Source organism: Kitasatospora sp. NPDC058492, from assembly GCF_042720685.1.
Lineage (GTDB): Bacteria > Actinomycetota > Actinomycetes > Streptomycetales > Streptomycetaceae > Kitasatospora.
In genome coordinates this window covers 172,748-191,844 of sequence record NZ_JBHXMU010000004.1, presented here as the reverse complement: position 1 = coordinate 191,844, position 19,097 = coordinate 172,748, and the positions used below count along the sequence as shown (strand labels likewise).

The window sequence follows — 19,097 nt, the reverse complement described above, 5'->3', positions numbered from 1 at the left end:
TCAACTCGCGGCGGCGACGACGGCCGCGTGCTCCCGGGCGTGCCGGTCCATCTCCGCCCGGAAGTCGGCCACCAGCTGCGGCCGGATCCTTCCGGCGGTGCGGTCGCCGCCCTCGCAGACGGCCCCGCGCACCCCCACGATGTCGGTGCCGATGCGGGTCAGCGTGCCGAGGTCCGCCGCCTTGACGCTGCCCGCGAGCGCGGCGAGCAGGTCGGCTTCGTGGGCCAGCCGGACGAACTCCGCGCAGACCTCGGGCGGAACGTGGTCGAACAGCCTGGTCCCGTCCTTGATCGCGGTGTCGAGCATGGCCGCGTCGGAGCCGGAGCGGCGGGCGATGTCGGGCAGCGCGAGCGGGTTGACGCAGCCGATCCGGTGGGCGTCGGCGTAGCCCGAGGCGACGACGAACGCGTCCGGCCGGTAGTCCTTCACGGCCCGGACGACTCCTCGCATGACGTCGACGGCCTGTTCGGGCGTCGTGCACCCGTAGAGGCCGACCTTGATGTACGTGGCGCCGGAGACGGCCGCACCGAGCGCGGCCTGGGCCACCGTGCCGGGCTTGTACGGGACGTCCCCCACGGTGGCGGACAGCGGCTTGTCCGCCGGGACGGCGTCGCGGATCTCCCGGATGACCCACGGGAAGTTCGCGCCGAGCGAGCCCTCGTCCGGCTTCTTGACGTCGACGATGTCGAGGTGCTCCGCCGCCTTCGCACAGTCGAGGGCCTCCTCGACACTGTCCGGGGAGATGAGCAGCAACAACGTGGGCTCCTTCCACCGCAGGTCCACCGGCCGGGGCCGGTGTGCGGGGTCGTCTGGATCACGTGCGATCCGCTCATCATTCCTTCGGCCCGCGACCCCCGGTAGGGCGCGCGGAGCCCGAACGGGTCACTCCCGTGGCGCGGCCACCCATCGGTGCGCCGGACACTCCAGTTCGAACCCGTCGCACGCGAGTACGGCCGGGTCGCCGGGTCGGGATTCCGGCTCCCGGCCGCCGGGACGGCCGTTCAGGTCTCAGGCCCACCGCTCCACGAAGCGGCGCTGCCAGGGCGTCTCCACCGCGTGCGGGTCGTAGTGCTCCCGGACGTACGCGACGGCCTCGGCGGCCGGGACGCCGTCCAGGATCGCGACGCAGGCGAGGGCGGTGCCGGTGCGGCCGTGGCCGCCGACGCAGGCGAGTTCGACGCGTTCGGTCGCCGACCGCCGCCAGACCTCGCGGAAGGCGTCGGCCGCGTCCGCCCGGTCGGCGGGGAGCCGGAAGTCGGGCCAGCGCACCCAACGGCCCTGCCACGGGAGCGGCTTGGGCGGGCGGCCCAGCAGGTAGAGCCCGAAGGAGGGGTGCGGGCCGGGCGGCAGCGGGCGGCTGAGGCCGCGCCCGCGCAGCAGCCGGCCGGAGGGCAGGCGCAGCACGCCGGGGGCGGCCGGGTCCCAGGGCGTGGTCGGCCCGGTCGGCCCGGTCGGCCCGGTGGTCTCGGTGGTCTCGGTGGTCTCGGTCATCTCGCGGTTCTCCTCAGGACGCGACGTGCAGGGCCGGGGTGCCCGGCATCCCGGCCCGGTGGGCCAGGGCCGCCGCCTCGCCGCGCGAGGAGACGCCGAGCTTGGCCAGGATGTTGGCGACGTGGAACTTCACCGTCGACTCGCTGATGTGCAGCGCCACGGCGATGTCCCGGTTGCGCCGGCCCTGGGCCAGCTGGTCGAGCACCTCCAGCTCGCGCGGCTGGAGGCCGTCCAGCGGGTCGGTGGCGTGCGGCCGTTCGGGCAGGCCGAGCGGCAGGTCGACGCTCACCGTGGTGCCCCAGCCGTGGACGGCCTCGATGGCGCAGCGCCCGCCGAGGGCGGCGATCCGGTCGGCGGTGCGGTGGACGGCCAGCGCGTCGGCGGCCAGCAGGCCGGGGCCGTCGTCCCGCACCACCGCCCGCAGCGTGTCACCGGCGAACCGCCAGCTCACGTGCAGCCTGGTCACGGCGTCCTGCTCCAGCATCACGAGCACGGCCGCCCGGACGGCGTCCCGGGCGGCGTGCGCGGTGTCCGCCGGCACGGACCGGCCGGCCTCCGCCGGCGGCGCCACGTCCAGCCGCACCCGGGTGTGCCGCAGCAGCGGGCGCAGCTGCTGGTCGAGCCGGGCGAACGCGGCGTCGGCGGGTTCCTCGCTGAGCGCCCGGTCCAGGTCGGCGCCCCGGCGCAGGTCGAGCAGCGCCGTCACGGCCAGTTCGGTGGCGGCGCGGCGCGCGGTGGCGTCGTCCAGTGCGGCGGAGCGCAGCGGCGCGAGGATCGCGGTGAGCGCGGCGCCGTGGGAGCCGGTGAACTCGGCGATCGCCCGGGCCCGGGCGTTGGCGGAGGCCCGGGAGGCCGCCGCGTGGGTGGGGCCTGCGTCGGTGGCGCGGTGGTGCGAGTGGGTGGTGACCAAGTCCCACAGCTGCTGGAGGACGGCGAGCGCCCCGGCCGCCACCGGGTCGGCGCCGCCGTCCCGGACCAGCACCAGCACCGCGGTGGTGGCGTCCGACGCCGACGCCGTGACCACCACGACGGACCTCGCCCGCCCGGCCAGCTGCGCCTCGCCCTGCCAGGCCCGGCCGTCGGCCGTCGCCGAGGTGGTCGTCTCGGCCAGCTTGGCGAGCTCCAGGCCGCTGACGGCGGCGGTCAGCTCGGGCGGGCCGAAGGCGAGCGTGGGGGAGTAGGTGCAGATGCCGCTGAGCTGGGCGATCGCGACGTGCGGGACGAGGGTGGCGACCACCTCGGAGAGCCGGTCCATCAGGTGCGGCCGGGGCGTGCGCAGCACCTCGACGGCGCGCGCCAGCGCCTCCTCGGGGCGGCCCCAGTGCTGCCGCCACCGCTCGTCCACGCTGTTCCCGTCCCTGCCGTTCCCGTCCCTGCTGTCCACGTCCCCGCCGTCCACGTCCTCGCCCGTCTCGTTGCGCACGCCCTTGTCAACGCCTGTCAACGCCGATGCCGTCGCCCGTGCCGGCCAGCCTAGCCCGGGGGCCGGGGTGGCGGCCTGGCCGTTCGGACAGGTGGAACCATCCGAAAGGCGGGCCTGGCGACCACCCCGGACGATCCAGGATGGAGCCGACGGAAGAAACAACTCACCGAACCCGCAAGGACATTCCATGACCAAGGCGATCGCCTTCTCCGAGTACGGCGGCGTGGACGTGCTGCGCCCGACCGACGTCGAGCTGCCCGCCCCGGGCCCCGGCCAGGTGCGGGTCGCGGTCCGCACGGTGGGCGTCAACCCGCTGGACCACAAGGTGCGCAGCGGCTCGATGGTGGCGGCCTTCCCGGTCTCCTTCCCGCACGTCGGCGGCTACGAGCTGGCCGGTGTGGTGGAGGCCGTCGGCCCGGACGTGACCGCGTGGGCGCCCGGCGACGAGGTGTTCGGCGCCGTCATGGGCGGCGCGTACGCCGAGCAGGCGCTCGTCGACGCCGACCTGCTGGCCCGCAAGCCCGCCTCGCTGAGCTGGGAGGAGGCCGCGGCGATCCCGGTGGCGGCCGAGACCGCCGAGCGGGTGCTCGGCGTCCTGGGCGTGCGGGCCGGCGAGACGTTGCTGGTGCACGGCGCGGCCGGCGGGGTCGGCACCCTGCTGCTGCAACTGGCCCGGGCGCGCGGGATCACCGTGGTCGGCACCGCCGGCGAGGCCAACCACGCCTACCTGCGCGAGCTGGGCGCGATCCCGGTGGCCTACGGCGACGGCCTGGCGGAGCGGGTGCGGGCCGCCGCCCCGGGCGGGGTGGACCGGGCGCTGGACGCGGCGGGCAAGGGCGGGGTGCTGCCGCTCTCCATCGAGCTGACCGGCTCCGCGGACCGGGTGGTGACGATCGTCGACTTCGCGGGCTCCGCCGAGTACGGCGTCCGCTTCAGCGGTGGGGCGGAGGGCGTCGAGTCCTACCACCAGCGCGCCTATGCCGCCGTGCTGGCGCTGCACGAGGCGGGCACCCTGCGGCTGCCGCTGCACCAGGTGCTGCCGCTGGCGGAGGCGGCCGAGGCGCACCGGCTCAGCGAGCACGGGCACCTGCGCGGCAAGATCGTGCTCACGGTCTGAGGCCATGGGCGCCGGGGGCGCCGGAGGTCGTCGATGTTCGGCGGCCGGCCCGGTGCATTGATCAACTGGTCGATGCACCGGGCTTCCTGACGTGGAGTCGGTAGAGTCCGGTGGCATGGTGACTGAGAACACATCAGGGGTGTCGGCGGGCCGCCTGGCCGGGCGGTCCTGCGTGGTGACGGGCGCGGCCAACGGCATCGGCCGGGCCGTCGCCGAACGTTTCGTACGCGAGGGCGCCTCGGTGGTCGGCACCGACATCGACGCCGAGGGCCTGCGCCGGCTGGCCGACCGGTTCCCGCACGCCGTCAGCACGGTGGTCGGCGACGTGGCCAGCGACGAGGACGCCCGCCGGATGGTCGACGCCGCCGTCGAACGGTACGGCCGCCTCGACGTCCTGGTGGCCAACGCCGGGGTGATCCCGCTCATGGAGGTCACCGAGGCCACCGCCGAGGAGTGGGACCAGGTCATGGCCGTCGACGGCCGCGGCATGTTCCTCACCTGCAAGTACGGCATCCAGGCGATGGCCGCCCAGGAACGGCCCGGTGGGGCGATCGTCTGCGTCTCCTCCATCTCCGGCGAGGCCGGCCAGCGCGGCCAGGCGGTCTACGGGCCCGCCAAGTTCGTCGCCTCCGGCCTCACCCGGCACCTCGCCGTCGAATGGGCCGACCGCGGCATCCGGATCAACGCCGTCGCCCCCGGCACCATCGCCACCGACCGCGTCGCCCGCCTGTACGACGAGCCCGGCGGGACGGAGTACCTCGCCGCGATCGAGAAGCGCCACCCCATGGGCCGCCTCGGGGCCCCGGCGGAGGTCGCGGCGGCCGTCCTGTTCCTCGCCTCCGACGACGCCTCCTTCATCACCGGCGCGGTGCTGCCCGTCGACGGCGGCTACCTCGCGCAGTAGCCGTCAGCCCTCGGTGTGCTCGACGCCACCGGCGGTCGCGGCGGCCCCGGCGGTCTCGATGGTCCCGGCGGCCCCGGCGGCCCCGGCGGTCTTGATGGTCCCGACGGTCTCGACCAGGGCGGACACCCCGTCCGGGCCGTGACCGGCCGCGACCGCCCGCCGGGTGACGCCCAGTGCCGCGTCCAGCACGGCGGTGTCCAGGCCGCGCGCCCGGGCGGTGTGGGCGACGTGCGCCAGGCCGGCCTCCGCCGAGGCCACGCTGCTGCGGTCACCCGGGTGGCTGCCCTGGTCCGCCCGTTGCGCGAACTCGTCGATCAGGGCCGGCAGCAGGCGGGGCAGGCCCTGTGCGTACGGGGCGAGTTCGGCGCCGCCGATGCCCTCGGCGCGGGCCAGCGCCAGCGCGTGCAGGTAGCCGTGCACGGTGGTCCAGAACAGGTCCAGCAGCGCCGCGTCGAACGCCGCCGCCCGGCCCGGATTCCCGCTGTCGAGCAGCCGGACGCCCCCGCCGAGGGTGCGCAGGGCCGCCTCGTGCGCGGCGAAGGCCCCGGCGTCGCCGCTCAGCAGCACGGCGCCCTCGGGCCGCCCGATGGTCGGGGCGGGGGTGAGGATCGCGGCGTTGAGCAGCCGGAAGCCGCCGGCCCCGGCCCGGGCGGCGTTCGCGCGGGCGTCGTCCGGTGTGACGGAGGTGGCGTTCACCAGCGTGCGGCCGCGCAGCGCGGCTCCGGCGGAGTCCAGGACGGCCTGGGCGGCGGCCTGGTCCCGGACGCAGAGCAGGGCGAGCGGTCCGGCGGCGACGGCCTCCGCCGCCGTCGCGGCGGACCGCGCCCCGAGCGCGCGGAGTTCGGCGTCCCGCCCGGGCGTGCGGTTCCACACCGTCACCGGATGCCCGGCGGCCAGCAGGGCCCGGGCCAGCGCCCGGCCCATCGGGCCCAGGCCGAGGACGGCAACTGCGTTGGGGGAGAGAGGGGTTGCGGAAGATCGTTCGGTCGGCATGGCGGCTACGCTAGACCTTCACGTCGACGTCAGAGTCAACGGCGGAGTCGACGTCAGAGCCGGCGTCGGAGCCGACGTCGGCGTCAATGGCGGAGTCGGACGAACGAAGGACGGCACGGCATGCGGATCGGAGAACTCGCCCGGCGCACCGGCGTCAGCCCCCGCGCCCTGCGCTACTACGAGGAACAGGGCCTGCTCGCCCCCGCCCGCCGCCCCAGCGGCTACCGCGAGTACGGCGAACCCGACATCGACACCGTCCACGGCATCCGCACCCTCCTCGCCGCCGGCCTCGGCAGCGCCGCCATCGCCCGGATCCTCCCCGGCCTCCCCCGCCCCGGCGCGCGCCGCCCCGGCCCCACCTGCCCCGAGCTCCTCACCGGCCTCGCCCGCGAGCGCGCCCGCATCACCCGCCAGATCGACGAACTCGCCGCCGCGCGAGGGCTGTTGGACGCGATCATGGGGGCCGACGCGCCGAGCGACCTCATCCGCGCACCCCGCCCGGACCAGGATTCCGCCCGCCGCCCTCCCCACCGGGCCTGAGCCCTGTCGTCCCGTGGCGTGCGCCCGCCGGGCCCGGGCCGCGCCGCCGGGAGAAACCCGATCGCGCGGCACGCCGCCCTGTGCTGGAGTGGGCGGATGGATCATGAGGACACACTCGCCCTGTTCGACCGCCGACTGAGGCGCGAAGCGAAGCCCGACGGCCCCGGCACCCGGATCGAGCGGGACGGCGACGTCATCCGGCAGGTCGGCGCCGCCCACGACTGGAACGGCGTCCTGTGGTCGGACCTCGACGAGGCCACGGCGGATCGGGCGATCGCCGCGCAGGTGCGGTACTTCACCGCACTGGGCCGCGAGTTCGAATGGAAGACCTACGCCCACGACCGGCCCGGTGACCTCGGGGAACGGCTGCGGGCGGCCGGGTTCACGGCCGAGCCGCAGGAGGCGGTGATGGTGGCCCGGATCGAGGACCTCGCCACCGACACCGCCCTGCCCGAGGGCGTCCACCTGCGTCCGGTGACCGACCGGGCCGGGGTGGACCTCGTGGCGGACGTCCACGAGCAGGCCTTCGGCACCAGCGGCGCCCGCCTGCGGCAGCGGATGCTCGACCAGCTGGCCCGGAGCCCGGAGACCGTCAGCCTGGTCGTGGCGATGGCCGGCGAGCGCCCGGTGTGCGCGGCGCGGATGGAACTGAACCCGGGCACCGAGTTCGCGGGCCTGTGGGGCGGCGGCACCGTCGCCGACTGGCGGGGGCGGGGCATCTACCGGGCCATGGTCGCCCACCGGGCCCGCATCGCCGCCGACCTCGGGTACCGCTACCTCCAGGTCGACGCGAGCGACCAGAGCCGCCCCATCCTGCAACGGCTCGGATTCGCGATCCTGACCACGTCGACCCCGTACGTCCACCAGCCGCCCGCCTCCTCGGACGCCGGCCAGGGGAGTTAGGGAAGCCGGGGGAGCTAGGGAAGCTGGGGGAGCTGGGGGAGCTGGGGGAGCCGCTCGACGATGACCATCGCCGCGTCGTCGTCCAGCCGGCCGCCGACGTGGGCGAGCAGGTCGCGGCGCAGGTGGTGGAGCAGGGCGGTCGGACGTTCGTCCTGCCAGGCGGTGACGCGGTCGGTGAGCGGGTAGAAGCGCCGGTCGGCGTCGCGGGCCTCGATCACGCCGTCGGTGTAGATCAGCAGCCGGTCGCCGGGCTGGAACGGGAAGGTCTCCACCTCGTAGCGGACCGGGGCGAGCTCGCCCAGGCCCAGCGGCGGCGCCGGGCGGCGGGCGGCCAGCGTGGTGATGCCGTCGGGGCGCAGCAGCAGCGGGGGCGGGTGGCCGCAGTCGATCAGCCGGACCGCCGTGCCGTCGTCGGGGATGTCGAGCAGGACGGCGGTGATGAAGGACTCGCCGCTGTCCTCCGGCGGGGCCGCCTCGTCCGGGTCCTCGCCGCTCAGGCGGCGCCGGCGGGCCTGTTCGCCGAGCTGGGCGAGGTCCCAGCAGACGCTGCCGTCGAGGTAGGCGGCGAGCCCGGGCAGGTCGGCGTGCAGGTGGGCGGCGGCGCGGAAGGCGCCGAGCAGCAGGGCCGCGTCGCCGAGCGAGGACAGGCCCTTGCCGCGGACGTCGCCGACCAGCAGCCGGGTGCCGGTGGCGGTGCGGGCGGCCGCGTACAGGTCGCCGCCGACCTGCGCCTCGGCCTCGGCGGCCAGGTAGACGGAGGCCAGGTGCAGCGGCCCGATCCGGTCCGGCAGCGGGCGCAGCAGGACCCGCTGGGCGGCCTCGGACACCGAGCGGACCTGGGCCAGCTCGCGCTCGTACCGTTCGCGCAGCGCCCGCAGTCCGATGATCAGGGCGGAGACGACGAGCTGCGCGCCCAACTGGGTCTCGATGTTGGCGCTGGTGAGGCCGTCCCGGAGGATGCCGATGACGGTGAGCGCGGCGAGGGCCAGCAGGGCGACCCCGGCGGTGGCCCGGGCGCCGGCGTAGGAGGCGGTGAGCGCGGGGGCGACGATCAGCAGCGGGCCGAGGTGGATCTGTGCGGGGGAGAGGATGTCGACGACGGTGATCACGACGATCAGCGCGAGCGACAGCGCCGTCAGCGCGCGACGGTCGGGCCGCCGGGGGCGGCGGCGGTCGCGCGGGCGGTCGCGGGGCTGCGGGTCACGGGGACGCTGCCGGAGTGGCACCTTTCCTCTGTACACCGTCGGGGCGGTGCGGCGCACCCCGGGCGCTCCTCGGGTGCACCCCGGAGGCCCTCGGGCGCACTCCGTACAGGGGGTCTCAGTGCAGGGAGTCTCAGCCCTCTTCGCCGTAGCGGGCCAGGTAGGCGGCGAAGCGGGCGACGTCCTCGTCGGACCAGTCGGTGAAGCGGGCGGTGAAGGCCAGCCGGCGCTGCTCGTTGGCGTCCTGCAGCAGGGCGAGCCCGGCCTCGGTGGCGCGCAGGATCTGGCCGCGCTGGTCGTCCGGGTCGGCCTCGCGCCGCAGCAGGCCGAGCTTCTCCAGGGCGGTGACCTGGCGGCTGACGGTGGACTTGTCGAGCATGAAGTGGGCGGCCACGTCGGCGGCCCGGCAGCCGCCGCGCTCGGTGATCAGGTCGAGGATGCTGTAGGTGACCAGGGAGAGGTCGGGGTGCAGCTGGGAGGCCTTGTGCCGGGCGCGCCGGGCGAAGGCGGTCAGCTCGCGCTGGATGGCGTCGATGGACGACTGGCGGCCGGGCACGAACGTTCCTACCTCCTCGATATTTGTTGCACTATACAACGGAATCCCCCGGGTCCGCGCGCCGCTCCGGGCCTCCCTGCCCCTGAGTGGCCTGCCAGGCGCGGGCGGCGGCAATCCGGCGGGTCGCACTCGGGTGAGTGGCGAACAGTAGCTCAAGCGCCCTCGGCGGGTCGACATCGGAGACGTTCGCCAACGCCAGTCTGCGTTGCATCGCGACGAACTGCTCGGCGTCCGACGTCAGTTCGAGTGCGTGCCGGTCCGCCCTGGCCTCGATCCGGCGGCTCACCGCGCACTGGGCCGGCCCCGACAGCGCCCCCAGCAGCGCCGCGCACGCCGCCAGCAGCGGCAGCGCCCGCGGATCGGCCGCATCCGCCGCCCCCGCCGCCGACAGCAGCGGCTGCCAGGCGCCCAGCACCCCCAGCACGGCCACGGCCGCGGCCGCGCCCACCGCGCCCAGCAAGGTGCCGAACGGCACGTCCCGGTGCTTCACGTGGCCCAGCTCGTGCGCCACCACCAGTTCCACCTCGCGCGGCGTGGCCGTCGACAGCAGCGTGTCGTACGCGACGATCCGGCGGGTCGCGCCCAGCCCCGACACGTACGCGTTGAGCGCGGTGGTCCGCCGCGAGGCGTCCGCCACCAGGACGTCCCGCACCCGTACGCCGTCCCGCTCGGCCAGCGCCAGCAGGGCGCTGCGCAGCGGGCCCGGCGGCATCGGAGTGAAGCGGTTGAACACCGGCTCGATCAGCAGCGGGTGCAGGAAGGACAGCGCCGCCGTCAGTACCGCCGCCGCGCCCGCCGCCGGCAGCCACCAGTGCCGCGGCGACCAGGCGGTCAGCGCGAACAGTCCGAGCGCCAGCGGAAGGACCAGCACGAGGGCCAGCCCCAGGCCGCGCAGCGCGTCCACCGCCCAGCCGGCCCAGCCCTGCGTCACCAGCCCGTACCGGGTCCGGACCGCCCGCAGCCGGGCGCCGAACGGCAGCTGCAACACCTGGCCGAGCACCACCAGGGCCGCCGCGCCCGCCAGCACCCCGGCCGTCCGGGAGCCGCCGAACCAGCCGCCGACGGCCGAGACCAGGCCGGCGCCGGCCGGGGTCAGGCCGAGCAACAGGGTGAGCGCCAGGCCCGCCAGCCGCCCGCCCAGCGCCCAGGGCAGCTGGGCGCGGCGCAGCGCGCGGCCACGGGCGCGCTCGGCGGGGGTGAAGTCGACTGGTGGGCGGCCGGCGGGGGCGGAGGCGGTGGTCTCGGTGTCGTCCATGGGGTGGGTGCGGCTCCGGGCTCTGGCGGACGGGGGCGGGTGGGGCGGTTCAGCATCTCCTACCGCGCCGGGGCGGCGCTCAGTCCTCGGCGTCCGGTGCTCCAGCCGTTGGTGTTCGGCCCGCCGTTGGTGTTCGGCCCGCCGGTGCTGTTCGGCCCGCCGGTGCTGTGCTCGGAATCCGGTGTCGTGCTCGGAATGGAGCCGGTGTTGTGCTCGGAATGTTGCGGAACCGAGGCGGATGGGTGCGGAAGCCGTGCCGTAGGCTGACCGCTTCTGGATCGACCCGGGGGGAACCACTCATGCGCCGTGCCGCGGCCGCCGTCGCGCTGTTCGTCGGCCTGACCGCCATAGCCGCCTGCGGGCCCGACGACCCCGCCCCGGCGCCGGCCGCCGCGCCCGGTTCGACCGCGGCCGCCTCGGGCGGGGCGGCGGGCACGCCCACCAGCCCGGGCGCGACGCCCTCCGGAACCGCCGCCGGGAAGAACGCCGCGCCCCGGCCCGACGGCAGCATCACCGTCGCGTTCGCCGGAGACGTCCACTTCGAGGGCCGCACCGAGGCCCGGCTCGCCGTCCAGCCGCCCGAGCAGGCCCTCGGCCCGCTCTCCCGGACGCTCGCCGACGCCGACCTGTCCGTCCTCAACCTGGAGACGGCGATCACCGGGCGCGGCGCCCCCGAGCCGAAGACCTACACCTTCCGCACCTCGCCCAAGGCGCTCTCGGCGCTCAAGGACTCAGGCGTCGACGTCGTCTCCATGGCCAACAACCACGCCGTCGACTTCGGCGCCGACGGCCTCACCGACACCCTCGCCGCCAAGGACTCCTCGCCGATCCCGGTCGTCGGCGTCGGCCGCAACGCCAAGGAGGCGTACGCCCCGTACGTCACCACCGTGCGCGGCGTGAAGGTCGCCGTCGTCGCCGCCAGCCAGGTCGAGGACCTCACCAACCAGAAGTGGCGGGCCGGCGCCAACAAGCCGGGCATCGCCTCCGCGCTGGACGTCCCCGCGCTGGTCAAGGCGGTCGAGGCGGCCAAGCAGCAGGCACCCGTCGTCCTCGTCTACCTGCACTGGGGCGACGAGGGCAAGGCCTGCCCCACCGGCCCGCAGACCGCCATCGCCAAGAAGCTCGCCACCGCCGGCGCCACCGCCGTGGTCGGCACCCACGCCCACACCATGGTCGGCTCGGGCATGCTCGGCAACACGTACATCGGCTACGGCTTCGGCAACTTCCTCTGGTACGGCACCTCCAACTACGCCTTCTCCAACGAGACCGGCGTCACCACCCTCACCCTCACCCGCGACGGCAAGGTCACCGGCGAGGCCTTCGCCCCGGCGACCATCGACGACAAGGGCGTCCCCGTCCCGGTCGCCGGCGCCACCGCCGAGGCGGCCCGCAAGCGCCGCGACGCCCTCCGGGGCTGCACCGGCCTCGCCCCGGCCCCGGCGGCTCCGGCCTCGTCGGCTCCGGCGACCGGCGCGACGGGCTGAGTCGCCTCCGGGGGCCCGCGGCCCTCTCGTGAGCGACCGGGAGCCGCCATCAGCTCCCGGTCGCCGTCCGGCAGTTCGCCGCCCTCCAGCCGCTGCGGCACCGTGGCCGTGGGAGGTTCGGTCCACCATCTCGGCGAGACGAAACGTCTCGTACCGGCGCGCCCGGAAGCGGCGGCGATCGGGCCGGAGTCGAGGGAGCGGCGGTGAGTTGACGGCTGCACAGGGCATCGGCGCAGCCGAACATATGTGTTAGGTTAGGCTTACCTAATATTGCTGGTCGGAGGGGATGTCCGTGCAAAAGTCCGAATTCGCCGGTGCCGTCGCGATGGTCACCGGGGCCGGGCAGGGCATCGGTGCGGCCGTGGCCCGGGCGCTCGTCGCCGAGGGGGCCGTCGTCGCCGCGGTGGACCGCAACCCCGGCCCGCTCGCCGCCCTCGCGGCGGAGTCGCCCGCCGTGCACCCGTACGTCCTGGACGTCGCCGACGGCCGGTCGGTGGACGACACGGTCGACCTGATCGAGCGCCAACTCGGGCCGATCGCCGCACTGGTGAACGTCGCCGGGATCCTGCGCACCGCACCCGTCGTCGAACTCACCGACCAGGACTGGGCGGAGACCTTCGCGGTCAACACCACCGGCGTCTTCCACACCGGCCGCGCGGTCGGCCGCCGGATGGCCGACCGCGGCCGCGGCGCCGTGGTCACCGTCGGCTCCAACGCCGCCGGGGTGCCGCGCGCCGGCATGGCCGCGTACGCGGCGTCCAAGGCGGCGGCCACCATGTTCACCCGCTGCCTCGGGCTGGAACTCGCCCGCTCCGGCGTGCGGTGCAACATCGTCTCGCCCGGCTCGACCGACACCGGGATGCAGCGCGCGCTCTGGGGCGAGGACGCCGAGGCCGCCGAACAGCGGGTCATCGACGGCGACTTGGGCGCCTGGCGGGTCGGCATCCCGCTCGGGCGGATCGCCGCACCCGCCGACATCGCCGAGGCGGTGGTCTTCCTGGCCTCCGACCGGGCCCGGCACATCACCATGCACGACCTCTACGTCGACGGCGGCGCGACCCTGCGCGCCTGACCGCCCTGACCGCCCTCGCCATCCCCCCGCCTTCCCCTCCGCTCCCCTCCGCGCCCCGGGCAACCCCCGGGCGCCGGCCATGCCCTGACCTCCCTCCCCGACCTTCCTCCCTGACGCGCAGACCGTCCAGACCGTCCCAGACTGGAGACTTCACGGTGACCACGGTGCACCACGCCCCCGCCGGGGGTGTCGCCGAGCACGCCGCTCCCGCCCCCTCCGCCGCCCCGGCCCCCGCCGGGCCCGCCGACGCTTCCGCCCCGGGCCCCGACCACGCCGTCATCGGCGCGGCCAGCGGCCTGCTCGGCCAGTACCGGGCCGCGGCCGACGAGGCGTTCTTCGCCTCGCCGACCCGCACCCTGCTCACCGCGGGGGTGCACGCCCGCGTCCCGCAGGACGAGCGCCCGCTGCCCGTCCGGGTCGCCGCGACGCTGGCCGAGGCCCGTCGCGCCGGGGTCGAACGGCCGCTGGTGGTCGGCGCGGTGGCGTTCGACCACGACAGCCGGGTCGAACTCGCCGTCCCCGAGAGAGTCCGCAGAGCCGGGGCGCTGCGCGACGACCCGCTGATCGCGCTGCCCGCGCCGCCGGCCGAGCCGGTCGACTGGCAGGTGCGCCCGATCCCCGAGCCGGCCGCGTACGGCGCGGGCGTCGCGGCGGCCGTCGAGCGGCTGCGCGGCGGCGAGTTGAGCAAGGTCGTGCTGGCCCGCACGCTGGAGCTGAGCGCCGACCGCCCGCTGGACCTGCCCGCGATCCTCCAGCGGCTGGGCCGCCGCGACCCGGGCGGCTACACCTTCGCCGTCCCCGCCGGCGGCGGGCGGACGCTGATCGGCGCCAGCCCCGAACTCCTGGTCTCCCGGCGCGGAACGGCCGTCCTGGCCAACCCGCTGGCCGGCTCGGTGCCGCGCAGCGCCGACCTCGGCGAGGACGTCCGGCGCGCCGCCGCGCTGCTGGAATCGCCCAAGGATCTGCACGAGCACGCCGTCGTGGTGGATGCGATCCGCGCCGCGCTGGCGCCGTACTGCCGCACCCTGGACGTGCCGGCGCGGCCGACCCTGGTGCGCACCGCCGCGATGTGGCACCTGGCCACCACCATCACCGGCGAACTGGCCGATCCGGCGGTCTCCGCCCTGGAGTTGGCCACCGCCATGCACCCGACCCCGGCGGTCTGCGGCACGCCGACGGCCGTCGCCCGGCGGGTGATCGGCGAGGTCGAGCCCTTCGACCGAGGCCTGTACACCGGCATGGTCGGCTGGGGTGACGCGGACGGCGACGGCGAGTGGGTGGTCACCATCCGCTGCGCGGAGGCGGACGAGCGGACCCTGCGGGTGTACGCGGGCGCGGGCGTCGTCGACCGGTCCCGGCCCGAGGACGAACTCGCCGAGACCAGCGCCAAGTTCCGCACCTTCCTGGACGCCGCGGGGGTGTCGCAGTGACGGCGCCGGAGAGTTTTCTGATGCAGGGTCAGTTCGCCGTTGTGGACCAGGTCTCCCTTCAGGAGTCCGCCTTCACCCCGTACCCCGCCGAGTTCGCCGAGCGCTACCGGGCCGCCGGGTACTGGCGTGGCGAGACCTTCGGGCGGATGCTGCGCGAGCGCGCCGCCGCGCACGGCGAGCGGATCGCGATCGTCGACCCGGCGGGGGAGGGGCGGCGCTGGACGTACGCCGAACTCGACCGCCGCGCCGACCGGATGGCCGCCGGGCTGCTCGCCCGGGGGATCGGGCGCGGCGACCGCGTGGTGGTCCAACTGCCCAACGTGGCCGAGTTCTTCGAGGTGGTCTTCGCGCTGTTCCGGATCGGCGCGCTGCCGGTCTTCGCGCTTCCGGCCCACCGCGCCACCGAGATCGGCTACTTCTGCTCCTTCACCGGGGCGGCCGGCTACGTCGTCGCGGCCGTCGACAACGGCTTCGACTACCGCGAACTGGCCTCCCGGGTCAAGGCGGAGAGCCCGGCGCTGCGGCTGGTCCTGGTGGCCGGGGACGACCCGGGCGAGCACCTCCGGCTGGCGGACGTGCCCTGCGACGGGCCCGGTCCGGCCGAGGAGCCGGAGCCCGGGAGCGTCGCCTTCCTCCAGCTCTCCGGCGGCAGCACCGGTGTGCCCAAGCTGATCCCGCGCACCCACGACGACTACATCTACTCGCTGCGCGGCTCGGTCGAGCTGTGCGCGCTCGACGAGGACAGCGTCTACCTGTGCGCGCTGCCCGCCGCCCACAACTTCCCGCTCAGCTCGCCCGGTTCGCTCGGCACGCTGTACGCGGGCGGCCGGGTGGTGCTGTGCCCGCGGCCCAACCCGGAGACGGCCTTCCCGCTGATCGAGCGCGAGGGCGTGACCATCACCGGACTGGTGCCGCCGCTGGCCCTGCTCTGGCTGGACGCCGCCGAGCGCGACGCGGGCGGCCCCGGCGCGGGGGGCCTGGACAGCCTGGAGGTGCTGCTGGTCGGCGGTGCCAAGTTCAGCGCCGAGGCCGCCCGGAGGGTGGGCCCGGTGCTCGGCTGCACGCTCCAGCAGGTGTTCGGGATGGCCGAGGGGCTGGTCAACTACACCCGCCTGGACGACCCGGAGGAGCTGATCACCACCACCCAGGGCCGGCCGATCTCCCCGGACGACGAGGTCCGGGTGGTCGACGACCAGGACCAGGACCTGCCCGACGGCGTCACCGGCCACCTGCTCACCCGCGGCCCGTACACCATCCGCGGCTACTGGAACGCGCCCGAGCACAACGCCAACTCCTTCACGGCCGACGGCTTCTACCGCACCGGCGATCTCGTCCGCCGCACCCCCACCGGCCACCTGGTGGTCGAGGGCCGGGCCAAGGACCAGATCAACCGGGGCGGCGAGAAGGTCGCCGCCGAGGAGATCGAGAACCACCTGCTCGCCCACCCCGCCGTGCACGACGCGGCGGTGGTGTCGATGCCCGACCCCTACCTCGGCGAACGCACCTGCGCCTACGTCGTCCTGCGCGCCGAGAACCGCGAACAGCCGCCGAAGAGCATCGAGTTGAAGCGCTTCGTACGCCAGCGCGGACTGGCCGAGTACAAGGTGCCGGACCGGGTCGAGTTCGTCGACGCCTTCCCCGCCACCGGGATCGGCAAGGTCAGCAAGAAGGACCTGCGCGCCGCCATCGCGGCCGCACTCCCTACTCACTGAAGGAAAGACCAACGTGGGCCTGCCCCGCATTCCCTCCTATCCCCTGCCCGCCGCCACCGAACTGCCCGCCAACCGGGTCGCGTGGACGGTCGATCCGGACCGCGCCGTGCTGCTGGTGCACGACCTGCAGAACCACTTCCTGGACGCCTTCGACGCCGCCGCCGCGCCGGTGCCCGAACTCCTCGGGAACGTCGGCCGGTTGGCCGAGGCGGCGCGCGCCCACGACATGCCGGTGCTCTACTCGGCCCAGCCCGGCGGGCAGAGCCCGGCCGAACGCGGCCTCCAGCAGGACTTCTGGGGCCCGGGCATCCCGGACGACCCGCGCGCGACGGCGATCGCCGACGCCGTCGCCCCCGCACCGGGCGACACGCTGCTCACCAAGTGGAAGTACAGCGCCTTCGTGCGCACCGACCTGGACCGGCTGCTGCGCGAGCAGGGCCGGGACCAGCTGGTGATCACCGGCGTGTACGCGCACATCGGGGTGCAGGCCACCGCCTGCGACGCCTGGATGCGCGACCTGCCGGCCTGCGTGGTGGCCGACGCGGTCGCCGACTTCGGCCCGGACGAGCACCGCGCGGCGCTGTCCTGGGTGGCCGGCCGCTGCGGGCAGGTCACCACCACCGACGCCGTCCTCGCGATGCTGGAAGGGAAGTGACGGGCATGGCCTTCACCGTGGAGCGGATCCGGGCCGAGGTCGCCGACCTGCTCGGAGAGGACCCGGCGGACGTCCCGCTGGACGAGAACCTGGCCGACTGGGGCCTGGACTCGGTCCGGCTGATGGCGCTCGCCGAGCGCTGGCGGGCCGAGGGCGCCGAGGTGGCGTTCGTGCAACTGGCCGAGCGCCCGGCCGTCGAGGCCTGGGCCGCACTGCTCGGCGCGGCCTGATGGAGACCGTGCTGCTGGAGGCCGCCGGGCCGCAGGCGCCCCCGCGCACGGACCGGGCGGCGAAGTACCCGCCGACCACCGTCGTGGGGCCGGTCGAGGCGCAGGCGGCCCGGACCCCGGACGCCCCCGCCGTGCTGCTCGCGGGCGGCGCGGTCGTCACGTACCGGGACCTGAACGCCGCGGCCAACCGGCTGGCGCGCGCCCTGGCCGCGCGCGGCGCCCGGCCGGGGGCGGTGGTCGGCCTGGCGCCGGCCCGCCACCCGGCGCAGCTGCTGACCGCGCTGCTCGCGGTGGCCAAGTCCGGCGCGGCGTACCTGCCGCTGGACCCGGCGGACGCGCCCGGACGCCGGGAGCGGCTGCTCGCGGAGACCGCGCCGGTCTGCGTGCTGGGGGAGGGGGTGCCGGAGGCGCTGGCCGGGCTGGACGTGGACGGCGAGCTGGCCACCGACCCGCCCCGGGCGCTCACGCCGCAGCACCTGCTGTGTGTCGGGTACGGCCCCGGAGGGCGCCCGGACGCCGTCCGGCTCACCCACGCCGAGGCCGACCGCCGGGTGCGCGAGCTCCAGGCGGCCCACCCGCTCGGCCCGGGCGACCGGGTGCTGCAACTGGGCCTGCCGCTCTGGGAGTTCCTCTGGCCGCTGCGGACCGGCGCCGCCGTGGTGCTGGCCGACCCGCAGCGGCCGGGCGAGGTCGGGGAGCTGGTGAGGGAGCTGGGTGTCACGGCGGTGCGGGCGACGCCGGCGGCGCTGCTGGGCGGCAGCTGAAGGGGGCGGGGCGGGGGCGCGGGCGCGGGCGAGCGCGGCGAACAGATGACAACATTCAGCGAACAACTTTCAGATAACAGATGATGAAATCTGTTATCTGAAAGTTGTCATCTGTTATCTGTCAGCCGTCGATCGGCAACCATCGGTCGTCAGCCGCCGGCTGTCAGGCGTTCGCCGCCAGGTCCGCCGCCGTCCAGGCCATGGCGACCGCGCCGTCCAGCACCGCCCGGTCGGCCTCCGCCCCCACCGCGGCCTCGGCGAACGCGGCCTCGTGCGGGGCGCAGGCGCCGCCGGTGATGTCCAGCACCGGGTGGATGGCGGGTACGGCGTGGGAGACGTTCCCCATGTCGGTGCACGCGAACGGCCCGCTCTCGACCGGCTCCGGCCGGCCGAGCGCCGCCGCGTTGGCCCGCCAGAGGGCGAGCAGGGCGGGGTCGGAGCGCATGTCCAGGTAGTCCGGTTCGGGCCGGTCGAGTGTCACCTCGCAGCCGGTGGCGAGCGCCCCGGCCCGGAAGCAGTCCTCGACCCGGGCGCGCAGCTGCGCGAGGTCCTCGGCCGCCGAGGCACGGATCTCGTACTCCGCGCTCGCGCTGTCGGGGATCAGGTTGGGCGCGGTGCCGGCGGCCGTGGTGATGCCGTGCACCCGCCACTGCGGCGGCAGGTGCTGGCGCAGCAGCCCGAGGGCGACCTGGGCGACGGTGAGCGCGTCGGCGGCGTTGCGCCCCTGGTGCGGGTTGAGGCTCGGGTGGGCGGCGCGGCCGGTGTAGCGGACGGAGAGGGTGCCGAGCGCGAAGGAGCGGAAGTCGGCGACCTCGACCGGGCAGGGGTGCACCATCATCGCCGCGTCCACGCCGTCGAAGGCGCCCGCCTCCAGCAGCAGCGCCTTTCCGGCTCCGCGCTCTTCGGCGGGTGCGCCGATCACCCGTACGGTGAGCCCGAGTTGGTCGGCGTACGGGGCGAGGCCGAGTGCCGCGCCGAGGCCGGCGGCGGCGATCAGGTTGTGCCCGCAGGCGTGCCCGAGGCCGGGCAGCGCGTCGTACTCGCAGACGAGTGCGACGGTGACCGGCCCGCTGCCGAGGCTCGCGGTGAACGCGGTGTCCAGTCCGTGCGCGGGCGCGGTGACGGCGTAGCCGTGGGCGCGCAGGAGTTCGGCGCACCAGGCGGCCGCGCGGTGCTCCTCGAACGCGGTCTCGGGGTGGGCGTGGATGCGGTGGCTGAGCGCGAGCAGTTCCGCGCGGTGCGCGTGGACGCGTTCGCGGACGGCCTGTTTGGTCGCGGTCAGGGGCATGGGTGGCGCCTCCGGGATGTCAGGGCCCCCGCACTGGGGGGCCGTTGAGCAGATCATATGAAGTTAGATTAGGCTAAC

Annotated in this window: 19 protein-coding genes; 11 read left to right on the top strand and 8 right to left on the bottom strand. The window is 75.5% G+C overall.

Annotated elements, in window-relative coordinates; genetic code table 11:
- From ACFWPI_RS04605 to ACFWPI_RS04595, 3 genes are all read right to left on the bottom strand, one after another.
- Nucleotides 1-756, bottom strand: a complete 756-nt coding sequence (locus tag ACFWPI_RS04605; protein ID WP_063349831.1) for a (5-formylfuran-3-yl)methyl phosphate synthase — start codon at nt 754-756, stop codon at nt 1-3.
- 252 nt (nt 757-1,008) lie between these two features.
- Nucleotides 1,009-1,491 (bottom strand): protein-tyrosine phosphatase family protein, encoded by a 483-nt coding sequence (locus ACFWPI_RS04600; RefSeq protein WP_380368914.1) that lies wholly within the window; start codon nt 1,489-1,491, stop codon nt 1,009-1,011.
- Between the two features lie 13 nt (nt 1,492-1,504).
- A complete protein-coding gene (locus ACFWPI_RS04595; RefSeq protein ID WP_380368917.1) occupies nt 1,505-2,935 on the bottom strand; it encodes a LuxR C-terminal-related transcriptional regulator in 1,431 nt (476 codons plus the stop codon).
- A 166-nt stretch (nt 2,936-3,101) separates the two neighbouring features.
- Here ACFWPI_RS04595 and ACFWPI_RS04590 point away from each other — a divergent pair, with 166 nt between their 5' ends.
- Nucleotides 3,102-4,031 (top strand): NADP-dependent oxidoreductase, encoded by a 930-nt coding sequence (locus tag ACFWPI_RS04590; RefSeq protein WP_380368919.1) that lies wholly within the window; start codon nt 3,102-3,104, stop codon nt 4,029-4,031.
- 115 nt (nt 4,032-4,146) lie between these two features.
- Nucleotides 4,147-4,935 (top strand): SDR family oxidoreductase, encoded by a 789-nt coding sequence (locus tag ACFWPI_RS04585; protein WP_363366819.1) that lies wholly within the window; start codon nt 4,147-4,149, stop codon nt 4,933-4,935.
- A 3-nt stretch (nt 4,936-4,938) separates the two neighbouring features.
- Here ACFWPI_RS04585 and ACFWPI_RS04580 read toward each other — a convergent pair whose 3' ends face one another.
- Nucleotides 4,939-5,928: an NAD(P)-binding domain-containing protein gene (locus tag ACFWPI_RS04580; protein WP_380368924.1), complete on the bottom strand. Its 990-nt coding sequence runs from the start codon at nt 5,926-5,928 to the stop codon at nt 4,939-4,941.
- Between the two features lie 120 nt (nt 5,929-6,048).
- On the opposite strand from ACFWPI_RS04580, the gene ACFWPI_RS04575 reads away from it, so the two are divergent.
- Both ACFWPI_RS04575 and ACFWPI_RS04570 read left to right on the top strand, forming a co-directional pair.
- Nucleotides 6,049-6,468, top strand: coding sequence for a MerR family transcriptional regulator (locus tag ACFWPI_RS04575; protein WP_380368927.1), 420 nt, complete (start codon nt 6,049-6,051; stop codon nt 6,466-6,468).
- Nucleotides 6,469-6,564: 96 nt separating this feature from the next.
- Entirely contained in the window at nt 6,565-7,371 is an 807-nt protein-coding gene (locus ACFWPI_RS04570; protein WP_380368930.1) for a GNAT family N-acetyltransferase, read from the top strand.
- A 14-nt stretch (nt 7,372-7,385) separates the two neighbouring features.
- Here ACFWPI_RS04570 and ACFWPI_RS04565 read toward each other — a convergent pair whose 3' ends face one another.
- From ACFWPI_RS04565 to ACFWPI_RS04555, 3 genes are all read right to left on the bottom strand, one after another.
- Nucleotides 7,386-8,597, bottom strand: coding sequence for a PP2C family protein-serine/threonine phosphatase (locus ACFWPI_RS04565; RefSeq protein ID WP_380368933.1), 1,212 nt, complete (start codon nt 8,595-8,597; stop codon nt 7,386-7,388).
- 109 nt (nt 8,598-8,706) lie between these two features.
- A complete protein-coding gene (locus tag ACFWPI_RS04560; protein WP_063349838.1) occupies nt 8,707-9,129 on the bottom strand; it encodes a MarR family winged helix-turn-helix transcriptional regulator in 423 nt (140 codons plus the stop codon).
- 31 nt (nt 9,130-9,160) lie between these two features.
- Complete coding sequence (locus tag ACFWPI_RS04555) at nt 9,161-10,384, bottom strand: M48 family metalloprotease (RefSeq protein WP_380368936.1); 1,224 nt, start codon at nt 10,382-10,384, stop codon at nt 9,161-9,163.
- A gap of 299 nt (nt 10,385-10,683) precedes the next feature.
- Between ACFWPI_RS04555 and ACFWPI_RS04550 the strand changes: the two genes are divergently transcribed.
- The 7 genes from ACFWPI_RS04550 (at nt 10,684) to ACFWPI_RS04520 (ending at nt 17,731) form a co-directional block, all read left to right on the top strand.
- Complete coding sequence (locus ACFWPI_RS04550) at nt 10,684-11,868, top strand: CapA family protein (RefSeq protein ID WP_380368939.1); 1,185 nt, start codon at nt 10,684-10,686, stop codon at nt 11,866-11,868.
- Nucleotides 11,869-12,154: 286 nt separating this feature from the next.
- A complete protein-coding gene (locus ACFWPI_RS04545; RefSeq protein ID WP_380368942.1) occupies nt 12,155-12,940 on the top strand; it encodes a 2,3-dihydro-2,3-dihydroxybenzoate dehydrogenase in 786 nt (261 codons plus the stop codon).
- Nucleotides 12,941-13,218: 278 nt separating this feature from the next.
- The gene (gene dhbC, locus ACFWPI_RS04540) at nt 13,219-14,370 is read left to right on the top strand and encodes an isochorismate synthase DhbC (protein ID WP_380369120.1); all 1,152 of its coding nucleotides are present in this window, start codon (nt 13,219-13,221) and stop codon (nt 14,368-14,370) included.
- 20 nt (nt 14,371-14,390) lie between these two features.
- Complete coding sequence (locus ACFWPI_RS04535; RefSeq protein ID WP_380368945.1) at nt 14,391-16,082, top strand: (2,3-dihydroxybenzoyl)adenylate synthase; 1,692 nt, start codon at nt 14,391-14,393, stop codon at nt 16,080-16,082.
- A 13-nt stretch (nt 16,083-16,095) separates the two neighbouring features.
- Nucleotides 16,096-16,737: an isochorismatase family protein gene (locus ACFWPI_RS04530; protein ID WP_380368947.1), complete on the top strand. Its 642-nt coding sequence runs from the start codon at nt 16,096-16,098 to the stop codon at nt 16,735-16,737.
- A gap of 5 nt (nt 16,738-16,742) precedes the next feature.
- Nucleotides 16,743-16,967 carry a phosphopantetheine-binding protein gene (locus ACFWPI_RS04525; RefSeq protein ID WP_063349844.1) on the top strand — a complete coding sequence of 75 codons (225 nt, stop codon included), beginning with the start codon at nt 16,743-16,745 and terminating at the stop codon, nt 16,965-16,967.
- Nucleotides 16,967-17,731 carry an AMP-binding protein gene (locus ACFWPI_RS04520; RefSeq protein WP_380368951.1) on the top strand — a complete coding sequence of 255 codons (765 nt, stop codon included), beginning with the start codon at nt 16,967-16,969 and terminating at the stop codon, nt 17,729-17,731. Before ACFWPI_RS04525 ends, ACFWPI_RS04520 begins: the two co-directional genes overlap by 1 nt.
- A 163-nt stretch (nt 17,732-17,894) precedes the next feature.
- Here ACFWPI_RS04520 and ACFWPI_RS04515 read toward each other — a convergent pair whose 3' ends face one another.
- Entirely contained in the window at nt 17,895-19,019 is a 1,125-nt protein-coding gene (locus ACFWPI_RS04515) for an amidohydrolase (RefSeq protein WP_380368954.1), read from the bottom strand.
- Nucleotides 19,020-19,097: the final 78 nt, after the last annotated feature.

Excerpts from the sequence above, each read along its gene's own strand:
- ACFWPI_RS04600 (WP_380368914.1), bottom strand. The coding sequence starts at position 1,491 with ATGACCGAGACCACCGAGACCACCGAGACCACCGGGCCGACCGGGCCG.
- ACFWPI_RS04590 (WP_380368919.1), top strand. The coding sequence starts at position 3,102 with ATGACCAAGGCGATCGCCTTCTCCGAGTACGGCGGCGTGGACGTGCTG.
- ACFWPI_RS04585 (WP_363366819.1), top strand. The coding sequence starts at position 4,147 with ATGGTGACTGAGAACACATCAGGGGTGTCGGCGGGCCGCCTGGCCGGG.
- ACFWPI_RS04580 (WP_380368924.1), bottom strand. The coding sequence starts at position 5,928 with ATGCCGACCGAACGATCTTCCGCAACCCCTCTCTCCCCCAACGCAGTT.
- ACFWPI_RS04575 (WP_380368927.1), top strand. The coding sequence starts at position 6,049 with ATGCGGATCGGAGAACTCGCCCGGCGCACCGGCGTCAGCCCCCGCGCC.
- ACFWPI_RS04570 (WP_380368930.1), top strand. The coding sequence starts at position 6,565 with ATGGATCATGAGGACACACTCGCCCTGTTCGACCGCCGACTGAGGCGC.
- ACFWPI_RS04555 (WP_380368936.1), bottom strand. The coding sequence starts at position 10,384 with ATGGACGACACCGAGACCACCGCCTCCGCCCCCGCCGGCCGCCCACCA.
- ACFWPI_RS04550 (WP_380368939.1), top strand. The coding sequence starts at position 10,684 with ATGCGCCGTGCCGCGGCCGCCGTCGCGCTGTTCGTCGGCCTGACCGCC.
- ACFWPI_RS04545 (WP_380368942.1), top strand. The coding sequence starts at position 12,155 with ATGTCCGTGCAAAAGTCCGAATTCGCCGGTGCCGTCGCGATGGTCACC.
- ACFWPI_RS04535 (WP_380368945.1), top strand. The coding sequence starts at position 14,391 with ATGCAGGGTCAGTTCGCCGTTGTGGACCAGGTCTCCCTTCAGGAGTCC.
- ACFWPI_RS04525 (WP_063349844.1), top strand. The coding sequence starts at position 16,743 with ATGGCCTTCACCGTGGAGCGGATCCGGGCCGAGGTCGCCGACCTGCTC.
- ACFWPI_RS04520 (WP_380368951.1), top strand. The coding sequence starts at position 16,967 with ATGGAGACCGTGCTGCTGGAGGCCGCCGGGCCGCAGGCGCCCCCGCGC.
- ACFWPI_RS04515 (WP_380368954.1), bottom strand. The coding sequence starts at position 19,019 with ATGCCCCTGACCGCGACCAAACAGGCCGTCCGCGAACGCGTCCACGCG.